Below are 12,518 nucleotides of genomic sequence, written 5' to 3'. Positions count from 1 at the left end.
ACTCACCAATGAGGCAAAAATTATTCCATTGATGTGGCGTTGCTTTTCACAATAATGAGTCCACCACCTGCTGCACACACAATAAAAACTCAATCGTGCAGGTGGGTTTCCGGGAGATCTCTGTAGTGTCCAGTAGCCCCTCGACTCAACTCAGCGCCCAAGGAATCAGCCAGTATTACGGCAACTTCACTGCCCTGGACGGCATCGATCTGGACGTTCGCCAAGGCGAATTCCTCACCCTGCTGGGCCCTTCCGGCTCAGGCAAGACCACCCTGTTGATGATCCTCGCGGGCTTTCTCACCCCCAGCGCCGGCAAGCTGCTGGAGCGTGGCATCGACATCAGCCGGCGCCCGGCAGAGAAACGCAACTACGGCATGGTGTTCCAGGGCTACGCCCTGTTCCCGCACATGAGCGTGGCCGACAACGTCGCCTACCCGCTGCGCATTCGTGGGGTGAAGGCCGAGGAGCGCCAGCGCCGGGTCAAGCACATCCTCGAAGTGGTGGGCCTGGGAGCTCACCTGCACAAGAAACCTTCCGAGCTGTCCGGCGGCCAGCAGCAACGGGTGGCCATCGCCCGGGCTCTGGTATTCGAACCGGACATGTTGCTGCTGGACGAGCCGCTGTCGGCCCTGGACAAGAACCTGCGCGAACAACTGCAGACCGAGCTGCAGCGCATCCACCGCCAGGTCGGCACCAGCTTCGTCTTCGTCACCCACGACCAGGGCGAAGCCCTGGCCCTGTCGACCCGGATCGCCATCTTCAACCAGGGACGGCTGGCGCAGATCGACACCCCGGAAGCCATCTACGACCGGCCGAAAAACCGCTTCGTCGCCGAGTTCCTCGGCAAGATGAACCTGTTTCCGCTGCAGGGCCTCTCCCGCAACGGCAGCCAGGCCAGCGGGCGCTTTGGCGACAGCCCGCTGCACGCCACCACAAACGGGGAAATCAGCAGCCAGCCGCAGTTGCTGGCGGTGCGTCCGGAACACATGACGCTGCACACCGAGCGACCGCAAGCGGGCGAGCACAACGTGCTGCCCGCCTGCCTCGGTGACCGGGTGTACCAGGGCTCCAGCACCCACCTGGCGCTGAATATCAGCCCGGAACTGGCGCCGGTGAACCTTTCGGTGCCCGGCGATCATCCCGGCGCCCGCTTGCCCAGTGGCACCCCGGTGTGGCTGAGCTGGCCGGTGCGCCACAGCTTCCTGCTGGAAGCCTGAACCGGCCACGCTCTCTGTCGATCGTTTTCGTAGAAAGCCAATAACAATATCGGCCGGCGCCTTGCACGTCGGCCTCGCGAGGACTTGCCCCATGAGCCAGCACCATCAACGCGACTGCATCGAAATCCTTATCGAAAAAGCCCGTGGCGGGCAGGTCAGCCGCCGCACTTTCATCCAGGCCATGGGGCTGCTGGCCGCAGTGCCCCTGGCGCTGCGCAGTGGCATCAGCTGGGCGGCGGACAAACCCCTGGTGGTGGTCAACTGGGGCGGCGATGCGCTCAACGCCTTCCGCAGTGCCTGGACCGACAGCTTCACCCAGAGCACCGGCATCCCGGTGCGCATCGACGGCGCCGGCCCCACCGAAGGGGCGATCCGTTCGCAGCTGGCCAGTGGCCGGCCGAGCTGGGACGTGGTGGACGTGGACAGCTACAGCGCCATGACCCTGGGCCGCGACAAGGTCCTCCAGCCCCTGGACTACAGCGTGGTGCAACGGGATCTGGTGGCCCCGGAGCTGTCCCACGAACACGGCGTCGCCGGTTACCTGTTCAGCTACGTGATCGCCTGGACAGTCAGAAATACGGCAACAACGGCCCCAAGGATTGGGCGGATTTCTGGAACGTGGAGAAATTCCCCGGCAAGCGCACCCTCTACAAGTGGATGAACGGCATGCTCGAGGCTGCGCTGCTGGCCGACGGCGTGGCCGCTGACCAGCTGTACCCGCTGGACGTGCCTCGGGCCTTGCGCAAGATCGATGAACTCAAGCCCCACGTCCTTTCATTCTGGGGCTCGGGCGCCGAAAGCCAGCAGTTGATGATCGAAGGCGAAGCCTCCATGGGCGCCATCTGGCACACCCGCGCCACCCTGCTCCATGAGGACAGCGAGGGCCGCATCAAGTGGGGCTTCGACAATGCCTTCCTCAACGCCAGCAGTTGGGGCGTGCTCAAGGACAACCCGGCAGGCGCCGCGCCGGCCATGCAGTTCATCCAGCACGCCTTGCAGCCCGCCGGGCAGCTGAAGCTGTTCGAAGCCCTGGGCAACGGCCCGTCCAACGCCGCCACGCAACAGTTGATGAGCGCCGAACAGCGGGAGATCAACTGCGCCTCCGAAGCCAACATGAAGAAGCAGATCTTCCTCAACACCCAGTGGTACGCCGACCACTACTCCAGCACCCTGGAGCAGTACCTGACCCACCTGTCCAAGTGAGCCGTCGACCATGAGTGCAACCCGAACCGCACGCCTGGAACGCAGCCTGCTGCTGTTTCCCCTGCCGTTGCTGCTGGTGGTGTTCTACCTGTTACCGTTCTTCGGCGTGGTGAGCTGGAGCTTCACCCTGCCCGAGCCCGGGATTGAGCAGTACCAGCGCATCGCCACGGACCCGGCGATCCACGACATGCTCCTGCGCACCCTGCGCCTGTGCCTGACCGTGAGCCTGCTGGCCCTGGTGATCGGCTACCTGCTGGCCTACTGCTGGGTGTTCAGCCCGCCGTTCTGGCAGCGCATGGTGGAAATCTGCGTGTTCATCCCGTTCTGGATCTCGGTGCTGGTGCGGGCCTTCGGCTGGCTGATCGCCCTGCGCAGCAACGGCGTGGTCAACGACAGCCTGCTGTCCCTGGGCTGGATCGATCACCCCTTGCAACTGACCCGCAACGAACTGGGGGTGGTGATCGGCATGCTGCACTTCATGATCCCCTATGCGCTGTTCCCGCTGCTGTCGAGCATGCGCCAGCTGGATCAACGGGTGCTGCTGGCCTCCCGCGGCCTGGGGGCCGGTGCGCTGCGGACCTTCTGGCAAGTGCTGCTGCCCCAGACCCTGCCGGGGCTGCTGGGGGCCTTCATCATGGTGTTCGTGTTCTGCCTGGGCTTTTTCATCACCCCGGTGCTGCTGGGTGGCGGGCAGACGGTAATGATCGCCGAGTACGTGTTCCTGCAGATGTTCCAGACCAGCAACTGGGGTCTGGGCGCGGCCCTGAGCCTGGTGCTGCTGACCCTGGTCAGCGCGCTGATCTGGCTGCTGCTGCGCATCACCCGTGTCAATCGACTGGTGGGTTGAGGTCACTATGAATACACATCGCACTGCATTGAGTACCCGGCTGATCGCCGTGGTCGCCATGGCCTTCATGCTGTTCCCGCTGCTGACGGTGATCCCGGTGTCCTTCACCGCCAAGCGCTACCTGTCGATGCCCGAGGGCAACTGGTCGCTGCGTCACTACGAGGCATTGCTGAGCAACCCCGACTGGCTGTCGAGCATCGGCCAGAGCCTGGCCATCGCCAGTGCCACCAGCCTGATCGCCACCTTGCTGGCGGTGAGCTTCAGCCTCGGCATCTGGTACCTGCGCTCGCGTCTGGCAACCCTGCTGATCGGCCTGGTGCTGCTGCCCATGGCCATTCCGCCGGTGATCTCGGCGCTGGTGCTGTACTTCATGGAAACCAACCTCGGGCGCATCGCCCCGGGCTGGGGCTACGACACCCTGCCCGGGGTGGTGATCGCCCACGTGGTGATGGTGGTGCCCTATGGCGTGGTGACCATGCTGGTGGCCCTGAGCCAAGTGGACCGGCGCATCGAGCTGGCCTCGCGCAACCTGGGGGCCAGCCTGATGCAGACCACCTTCCTGGTGATGCTGCCGAACCTCAAGCTGGGGATCTTCTCCACCGCGCTGCTGAGCTTTGCCCTGTCCTGGGAGGAGGTGGCGGTGACCCTGTTCATCACCAGTGTCGACGTCAACACCCTGCCCCGGCGGATCTGGAGCGGCCTGCGGGATAACGTCGATCCTAGCGTGGCGGCGATCTCGGTGCTGCTGATCGGCCTGACCCTGCTGGTGCTCATGGGCCGCCTGGCCCTGCAGTACGCCGCCCAGCGCCGCGCCCGCTCCTGATTGCCCCCTGTGGCGAGGGAGCAAGCGGCCTCGCCACACAGCCCCTCCACAGCCCTCCCCCGCGTCCGGCTATTCGCCACCGAGCTGACCGAAGTCATGCCTAGTCCCCCCGGTTTTGTCCGATAGTGCGCAGCTCGCTCACTCGGTTGCCCAGGCTCTTCTAGACTCAACGGGTGGTCGTATTCGGAACTGAGCAAGTCGCTTTCGTGCGGATCAATCAGAGGCAGCGTGTCAAGCTGCCCTTTATGCCCTGAACAGGTGCGGCAACGACCGCACCGGGTACAACAAGATACCCATTCAGGGTGCATGGCCAACGGCCTGAAACGCCGCGCTACCGTGACGTGGCAACAAGTGCCGCAGCCGACACTTTCGGACAGCCGACAACCACCAGGTTTGTCCGTGACCGTGAGGAATTGCTGTATGCCTGATGAAACACTGCATCTGCCGTTGATCCACACCCTGCTGGAGCGTCACAAAGGCTCCCCGGGTGCGCTGTTGCCGATTCTCCACCAGATCCAGGAAGAGCTCGGCTACATCCCCGATCTGGCCGTCCCCGAAATCGCCCATGCACTCAATCAGAGCCAGGCGGAAGTGCGCGGGGTGATCAGCTTCTACCATGATTTTCGTACCGCACCGCCGGCGCGCCACATCCTGCGCCTGTGCCGCGCCGAGTCCTGCCAGAGCCGCGGCGCCGAGCAGCTGGCGGCGCAACTGCGCGCACGCCTGCAACTGGATGACCACGGTAGCAGCGCCGACGGCTCCATCAGCCTGCGGCCGGTGTACTGCCTGGGGGCCTGTGCCTGTTCGCCGGCCCTGGAGCTGGACGGACAGTTGCATGCCCGGGTCAGCGCCGAACGTCTGGATGCGCTGCTGGACAGTTGCCGGGAGGACGCGTGATGCCAAGCCTCTATCTGCCCTGTGATTCCCTGGCCCGGGCCGTGGGCGCCGACGCGGTGGCCGACGCCATCGCCGCCCAGGCCGAGCAGCACCAACTACCGCTGCAACTGCAACGCACCAGCTCCCGTGGCCTGTACTGGCTGGAACCGCTGCTGGAAGTCGATACCCCGGACGGACGCCTGGGCTTCGGCCCGGTGAGCGTCGCCGACGTACCCTCGCTGCTGAACGCCCTGCAAGACGCTCCCGCCAGCCATCCCCTGGCCCTGGGCCGGGTGGAAGACCTGCCCTACCTGAAGAGCCAGCAACGCCTGCTGTTCGCCCGCGCCGGCATTACCCGGCCGCTGTCCCTGGCGGACTATCGGGCCCACGGCGGCTTCGAGGGCCTGAGCCGCGCCGTCGCCCTGGGCGGTGACCAGACCGTGGCCGCGGTGCTCGACTCCGGCCTGCGGGGCCGCGGCGGCGCGGCCTTCCCCGCCGGGATCAAATGGCGCACCGTGCGCGACACGCCGCAGCAGCAGAAGTACGTGGTGTGCAACGCCGACGAGGGCGACTCCGGCACCTTCGCCGACCGCATGCTGATGGAAGGCGACCCGTTCCTGCTGATCGAAGGCATGGCCATTGCCGGTATCGCGGTCGGCGCCAGCTACGGCTACATCTACGTGCGCTCGGAATATCCCCAGGCGGTGGCGACCCTGCGCGAAGCCCTGGAAATCGCCCGGGATGCCGGTTATCTCGGGGCCAATGCCGGCGGTAGCGGCCAGGCGTTCGACATGGAGGTGCGGGTCGGTGCCGGGGCTTATATCTGCGGCGAAGAAACCGCCCTGCTGGACTCCCTGGAAGGCAAGCGCGGCATCGTTCGCGCCAAGCCGCCGATCCCGGCGCTGCAAGGCCTGTTCGGCCAGCCGACCCTGGTGCACAACGTGCTGACCCTGGCCTCGGTGCCACTGATCCTGGAAAAGGGCGCGCCGTTTTATCGCGACTACGGCATGGGCCGCTCCCTGGGCACCATGCCCTTCCAACTGGCGGGCAATGTGCGTCACGGCGGCCTGGTGGAACGGGCCTTCGGCCTGACCCTGCGCGAGCTGGTGGAAGGCTACGGCGGCGGCACCGCCAGCGGTCGGCCGCTGAAGGCTGCGCAAGTCGGCGGCCCGCTCGGCGCCTGGGTGCCCCCTGCACAGTTCGATACGCCGCTGGATTACGAAGCCTTCGCCGCCATGGGCGCGATGCTCGGCCACGGCGGTGTGGTGGTGGCCGATGACAGCCTGGACATGGCCCACATGGCGCGCTTCGCCCTGCAATTCTGCGCCGAGGAATCCTGCGGCAAATGCACCCCGTGCCGCATCGGCTCGACCCGCGGCGTGGAGGTCATCGACCGCCTGCTGGCAGCCCCCGATCAAGGCCGGCGCGATGAGCAGGCGCTGATCCTCAAAGACCTGTGCGACACCCTGCAATACGGCTCGCTGTGCGCCCTGGGCGGGATGACGTCCTATCCGGTGGCCAGCGCCCTGAAGCACTTTCCCGCCGACTTCGGTCTGCAGCCCTCGGAGGCCGACCAATGATCAGTATTTTCGACCCAGCCACAGACATCGACCTCAATGCCGTGGACTTCGGCACCCCAGCCCGCGACAGCCAGGTGCAAGTCAGCCTGAACATCGACGGACGCAACATCAGCGTGCCCCAGGGCACCTCGGTGATGCGCGCCGCCGCCCTGCTGGGCACCACCATCCCCAAGCTCTGCGCCACCGACAGCCTGGAAGCCTTCGGCTCGTGCCGCATGTGCCTGGTGGAAATCGACGGCATGCGCGGCTACCCGGCTTCCTGCACCACCCCGGTCAGCGAAGGCATGGTGGTGCATACGCAAACGCCAAAGCTGGCGACCCTGCGCCGCAACGTGATGGAGCTGTACATCTCCGACCACCCGCTCGACTGCCTGACCTGCTCGGCCAACGGCAACTGCGAACTGCAGACCGTGGCCGGCCAGGTGGGCCTGCGGGAAGTGCGCTACGGCTATGACGGCGCCAACCACCTGGACGATCAGAAAGACACCTCCAACCCCTACTTCGACTACGACCCGAGCAAGTGCATCGTCTGCAACCGCTGCGTGCGCGCCTGCGAGGAAACCCAGGGCACCTTCGCCCTGACCATCAGCGGCCGCGGCTTCGAATCCCGGGTCGCGGCAGCCGGTGGCGACAACTTCCTCGACTCCGAATGCGTGTCCTGCGGCGCCTGCGTGCAGGCCTGCCCGACGGCGACCCTGATGGAAAAAAGCGTGGTGGAAATCGGCCAGCCGGAGCGGGCGGTGATCACCACCTGCGCCTACTGCGGGGTGGGCTGCTCGTTCCGCGCCGAGATGAAGGGCGACCAGCTGGTGCGCATGGTTCCGGACAAGAACGGCCAGGCCAACCACGGCCATTCCTGCGTCAAGGGCCGCTTCGCCTGGGGCTACGCCACTCACCCTGACCGCATCACCAAACCGATGATCCGCAAACACATCAGCGACCCGTGGCAGGAAGTCAGCTGGGACGAAGCGGTGACCTACGCCGCCAGCGAGCTGCGGCGCATCCAGTTCAAGTACGGCCGCGACTCCATCGGCGGTATCACCTCCAGCCGCTGCACCAACGAAGAAACCTACCTGGTGCAGAAACTGGTGCGGGCAGCCTTCGGCAACAACAACGTCGACACCTGTGCGCGGGTCTGCCACTCGCCCACCGGCTACGGCCTCAAGCAGACCCTGGGGGAATCCGCCGGGACCCAGAGCTTCGACTCGGTGATGCAGGCCGACGTGATCCTGGTAATGGGCGCCAACCCCAGCGACGCCCACCCGGTGTTCGGCTCCCAACTCAAGCGGCGTCTGCGTGAAGGGGCCAAGCTGATCGTCATCGATCCGCGACGCATCGATCTGGTGGACTCGGTGCACGCCCGCGCCGAGCTGCACCTGGCTCTGCGCCCGGGCACCAACGTCGCCATGCTCAATGCCCTGGCCCATGTGATCGTCACCGAAGGGCTGGTCAACCAGGGGTTCGTCGACGCCCGCTGCGAGCCGGAAGCCTTCGCCCAGTGGAGCGCCTTCGTCAGCCGCGCCGACAACTCGCCGGAAGTGCTCGGCGCCATCTGCGGCGTCCCCGCCACCGACATCCGCGCTGCCGCGCGCCTGTACGCCACCGGCGGCAACGCCGCGATTTACTACGGCCTGGGCGTCACCGAGCACAGCCAGGGCAGCACCTCGGTGATGGGCATCGCCAACCTGGCCATGGTCACCGGCAACATCGGTCGCGAAGGGGTCGGGGTGAACCCGCTACGGGGGCAGAACAACGTCCAGGGCTCCTGCGACATGGGCTCCTTCCCCCACGAGCTGCCGGGCTATCGGCACATCTCCAACCAGGCGGTGCGCCAGGAGTTCGAGCAGGCCTGGAACGTCACCCTGCAAGCCGACCCCGGCCTGCGCATTCCCAACATGTTCGAAGCGGCCCTGGGCGGCAGCTTCAAGGGCCTGTACTGCCAGGGCGAGGACATCGCCCAGAGCGACCCCAATACCCAGCACGTGACCGCGGCCCTGTCGGCCATGGAATGCGTGGTGGTGCAGGACATCTTCCTCAACGAAACCGCCAAGTTCGCCCACGTGTTCCTGCCGGGCTCCTCGTTCCTGGAAAAGGACGGCACTTTCACCAACGCCGAACGGCGCATCTCCCGGGTGCGCAAGGTCATGGAGCCCCTGGGTGGCAAGGCCGACTGGGAAGGCACCCTGGCCCTGGCCGCGGCCCTGGGCTACCCGATGCACTACAACCATCCTTCGCAGATCATGGATGAAATCGCCCGCCTGACCCCGACCTTCACCGGCGTCAGCTACGCCAGCCTGGACCGCCACGGCAGCCTGCAATGGCCGTGCAACGACGCCGCGCCGGACGGCACGCCGACCATGCACATCGACGAGTTCGTGCGCGGCAAGGGGCGCTTCATGCTCACCGGCTACGTGCCCACCGACGAGAAGGTCAATGGCCGCTACCCGCTGCTGCTGACCACCGGGCGCATCCTCAGCCAGTACAACGTTGGTGCCCAGACCCGGCGTACCGACAACGTCGCCTGGCACGCCGAGGACCGCCTGGAAATCCACCCCACCGACGCCGAGAGCCGGGGCATCAACGAAGGCGACTGGGTCGGCATCGGCAGCCGCGCCGGGCAGACCGTGCTGCGGGCCCGGGTTACCGAGCGAGTGGCGCCGGGGGTGGTCTACACCACCTTCCACTTCCCCGAATCGGGGGCCAACGTGATCACCACCGACAACTCCGACTGGGCCACCAACTGTCCGGAGTACAAGGTCACGGCGGTGGAAGTCAGCCGCGTCTATCACCCTTCCGAATGGCAGAAACGCTACCAGGCCTTCAGCGATGAACAGCATCGCCTGCTGGACAAGCGCGGCCGCTCCCGGGATGGCAAGGCGGAGGTGCGCCGATGAGCACCGCCAACTTGATCAAGATGGCCAACCAGATCGCCGCCTACTTCGTCAACGAGCCCAATCAGGACCAGGCGGTGCTCAACGTGCGCAACCACATGCAAATGTACTGGACCCCGGCCATGCGCAAGGAACTGCTGGCCTGGCAGACCGAGCAGCAAGGAGCGGACCTGCACCCTCTGGTGCAGAAAGCCGTCAGCCACGCAGGATGGGAGGCCTAGGCAAAGGCTCCCCGGACGGCTGAACGCCGGCCGGGGACATTCACTGACCGGGGCAACGCTGATCCGCTGGAGGCCTGGACTGGACCGCCAGCGGCAAGGTTGCCCCCGGTTTGCTCAGCGGCAGCAACTGGTACACCGCAAACGCACACATCGCCTGCACCTCGCCTCCGGCCACCGGGATGTAATTCAAGCCGACAAAGGCTTCGTAACTCTTGCCCGGCTCGAACAGCACCACCTTCTTCACCGGCGCACAGGTGCGATAGGTACTGCCATAACTGCCTGCAGCCACACCTCCCCCTTCCAGCAGAAAAGGCCTGCCGGCGGGCACCCGATACTCGGTGACGACCTCGGTGTAAGCCCCCTCGCCCATACGGATCGCACCCACATAGGACGGCAGCTTCGGCGCGAAACGCGGCAACATGTCGATCTGCCTCGGCTGCAGCGGGAACTGCGGATAGTTGATGTTCGCCTGTTGATCGCTGCCGAAACGCCCGGCCTTGGCCAGGCGCTTGCTGTCACCCTGGCAACCGGCATAGGCCTCACCGCGCACCTCGCCATTGGTGATCACCCGCAACTGCGCCGTCGGCACGCCAAGGGGCGGTTCCGAATAAGGCAGCACCGGCTTGACGCTGCAGGCGCCGAGCAACGACAGCAGCGCCAGCAAGGGGATATTTCCGGGGTTCATGACTGATCTTTCCTTTGTCTGAAGCGGCATAAGCGGCTGAGCAGGCTATCGGCCGAGTGAGGGCAGTCTGCACTGAATCATCGGCCAGGCAACCGCTGTTTGACAGGCGCCTGAGTCGGCACTAGCTTCCAAGGCCGTGCCTTTGAGTCAGCAACCAAAAACTCAGGTGAACCCAGTGCTCAAGCCCAATCCCTTGCACCACAACCAGCCCCCTCCGCGCGTTGCAGTGTGCCCCCGGCAACCGGCTCCCCTTGCCCTGCGCACTCGACGCCTTCTGCGCCCGATTTGCCGTCGCGGCATGAACAGATCGCTGCCAACGCTCGTCCCGCCCTATTAAGCGTCTCTTGCCGAACACCCCTGGCGTGTTCGTTGCTGCGTCTCACTGATCTTCGTTTACACACCTGGAACGCTTCGCTCTGGAGAGCGCTGCAGTGCGCGATAGGAACCCCCTAAAGGACTAGCGAGCCCGGCTGATGCCCGGGCGGGAGCCTCTATCCATGTCACAAAAAGTGATCGCCTTCTTTCCTGAAGCCGCCTACGGGCCGGCGTTGAACTCTGTGGGTATCGCCCAGGCCTGCGAGGCACTCGGGCACAAGGCCGTATTCCTCACGGACCCTGGCATGCAAGGCGTGTATGCCAGGTTCGGCTTTGAGGAACACCGGGTGAACATGTCCGCGCCGATGCCGGCCGCAGAGATGGCCCGTTACTGGGTCGACTTCATCAACGGCCACCTGCCGAACTTTCGCAAAACACCCCTGGAGCAGATCGACACCTATGTGAAGGAATGCTGGGCAGAGATCGTCGATACGGCGAAATGGGCGCAGAAGGAACTGCCTGCGGTGCTGGCGAGGGTCGAACCCGATCTGATCTGCGTCGACAACGTCGTGATGTTTCCCGCGATCAAGCAGTACCGCGCGCCCTGGGTGCGCATCATTTCCTGCTCGGAGAATGAAATCGGCGACCCGGACATCCCGCCGCACCTGTCCGGGATGAGCGTTCAGGACAAAGCCGGTCATGACGGTTTCCGAGCGCGCTTCGAGGAAGTGATCCGCCCGATCCACGAGGACTTCAACCTTTTCCTCCAGGCCCAGGGCGAGAAACCCTATCCCCTGGGCACCTTCTGCGAACCCTCGCCGTTCATGAACCTGCTGCTCTATCCCGATGCCGTCCGCTTCAAGCGACGCCACCCATTGCCTGCCGAGCGCTTCCACTACCTGCAAGGCAGCGTGCGCAAGGACAGCCCCTATGAGATCCCCGAGTTCCCGGTACAACGCCACCAGCCATTGCTGTACGTGAGCTTCGGCAGCCTGGGCAGCAGTGACATCCCCTTGCTCAAACGCCTGATAGACGCCCTCGGCAAACTGCCCTATCGAGCCCTGGTCAATGTCGGCGAGCACTTGGACCAGTACCCGGTATTGCCGGACAACGTACAGATTGCCGACTGGCTGCCGCAGCCCTCGGTGATCGCCCAGGTGGACGTGGTCATCCACCACGGTGGCAACAACAGCTTCACCGAGTGCCTGTACTTCGGTAAGCCGGCCATCGTCATGCCCTACGTCTGGGACGGCCATGACAACGCCATGCGGGCCCAGGAAACCGGCCACGGCTTCCGGCTCGACCGTTACCAATGGACCGAAGCGCAACTGGCCGAAGCCCTGAGCGCCTGCCTCAACGACAGCGTGCTGAGCCAACGCCTGCAACGCACCAGCGCCCAGATGCAATCACGCCAGGGCACCGAAGAAGCCGCACGCCTGCTCGATGACCTCCTCAAGCGCGAGGTCCGGCCCAACCTTCGAAAGGGAGTGCAACACAAGGAGCGCGACCGATGAACACACCGCTGCTACAGGACCCGCTGCAGATCACCGAGCTGCAGGATTGGGGCGAGATACCAGAGATGCTGGAAGGCCAGTCACGGGTTGCCGGCGTGCTTCTGCACAAGGGCGCACAAGGCCAGTCGGAATGCGGCCTGTGGCGCTGCACTCCCGGCAAGTGGAGGTGCCATGTGACCCGGGATGAGTTCTGTCACTTTCTTGAAGGGCGCTGCACCTATGTCCATGAGTCCGGGGAAGTGATCGAAATCCGCCCGGGCAGCAGCGCGTTCTTTCGCCAGGACTGGAAAGGCACCTGCACCGTCCACCAGACGATCAAGAAGGTCTACATGATTCGCTGAAAGCC

The 12,518-nt window shown here is 65.1% G+C and carries 10 protein-coding genes and 1 pseudogene; 10 read left to right on the top strand and 1 reads right to left on the bottom strand.

The window, feature by feature from the left end; translation table 11 throughout:
* Positions 1-125: 125 nt before the first annotated feature.
* From ACSSVC_RS05470 to ACSSVC_RS05435, 8 genes and pseudogenes are all read left to right on the top strand, one after another.
* Positions 126-1,217 (top strand): ABC transporter ATP-binding protein, encoded by a 1,092-nt coding sequence (locus ACSSVC_RS05470; protein ID WP_346634167.1) that lies wholly within the window; start codon positions 126-128, stop codon positions 1,215-1,217.
* 91 nt (positions 1,218-1,308) lie between these two features.
* Positions 1,309-2,420: pseudogene (locus tag ACSSVC_RS05465) on the top strand (ABC transporter substrate-binding protein).
* 10 nt (positions 2,421-2,430) lie between these two features.
* Positions 2,431-3,267 carry an ABC transporter permease gene (locus ACSSVC_RS05460; protein WP_102882151.1) on the top strand — a complete coding sequence of 279 codons (837 nt, stop codon included), beginning with the start codon at positions 2,431-2,433 and terminating at the stop codon, positions 3,265-3,267.
* A gap of 7 nt (positions 3,268-3,274) precedes the next feature.
* A complete protein-coding gene (locus tag ACSSVC_RS05455; RefSeq protein ID WP_077933215.1) occupies positions 3,275-4,090 on the top strand; it encodes an ABC transporter permease in 816 nt (271 codons plus the stop codon).
* Positions 4,091-4,510: 420 nt separating this feature from the next.
* Positions 4,511-4,987, top strand: a complete 477-nt coding sequence (locus ACSSVC_RS05450) for a formate dehydrogenase subunit gamma (RefSeq protein WP_346634165.1) — start codon at positions 4,511-4,513, stop codon at positions 4,985-4,987.
* Complete coding sequence (locus tag ACSSVC_RS05445; RefSeq protein WP_446439546.1) at positions 4,987-6,546, top strand: NADH-ubiquinone oxidoreductase-F iron-sulfur binding region domain-containing protein; 1,560 nt, start codon at positions 4,987-4,989, stop codon at positions 6,544-6,546. Before ACSSVC_RS05450 ends, ACSSVC_RS05445 begins: the two co-directional genes overlap by 1 nt.
* Positions 6,543-9,440 (top strand): formate dehydrogenase subunit alpha, encoded by a 2,898-nt coding sequence (gene fdhF / locus ACSSVC_RS05440; protein WP_492612058.1) that lies wholly within the window; start codon positions 6,543-6,545, stop codon positions 9,438-9,440. Before ACSSVC_RS05445 ends, fdhF begins: the two co-directional genes overlap by 4 nt.
* Entirely contained in the window at positions 9,437-9,658 is a 222-nt protein-coding gene (locus ACSSVC_RS05435; protein ID WP_123724168.1) for a formate dehydrogenase subunit delta, read from the top strand. Before fdhF ends, ACSSVC_RS05435 begins: the two co-directional genes overlap by 4 nt.
* A gap of 40 nt (positions 9,659-9,698) precedes the next feature.
* On the opposite strand, the gene ACSSVC_RS05430 is transcribed toward ACSSVC_RS05435, so the two are convergent.
* Positions 9,699-10,343, bottom strand: coding sequence for an amidase (locus ACSSVC_RS05430; protein WP_404938062.1), 645 nt, complete (start codon positions 10,341-10,343; stop codon positions 9,699-9,701).
* Positions 10,344-10,840: 497 nt separating this feature from the next.
* On the opposite strand from ACSSVC_RS05430, the gene ACSSVC_RS05425 reads away from it, so the two are divergent.
* Positions 10,841-12,172 (top strand): nucleotide disphospho-sugar-binding domain-containing protein, encoded by a 1,332-nt coding sequence (locus tag ACSSVC_RS05425; RefSeq protein ID WP_492612057.1) that lies wholly within the window; start codon positions 10,841-10,843, stop codon positions 12,170-12,172.
* The gene (locus ACSSVC_RS05420) at positions 12,169-12,513 is read left to right on the top strand and encodes a cupin domain-containing protein (RefSeq protein ID WP_346634160.1); all 345 of its coding nucleotides are present in this window, start codon (positions 12,169-12,171) and stop codon (positions 12,511-12,513) included. The genes ACSSVC_RS05425 and ACSSVC_RS05420 overlap by 4 nt, the downstream gene beginning before the upstream one ends.
* Positions 12,514-12,518 lie beyond the last annotated feature (5 nt).

Source organism: Pseudomonas sp. E1BtOHC1, assembly GCF_058744285.1.
This window is presented reverse-complemented; position numbering and strand designations above follow the sequence as displayed.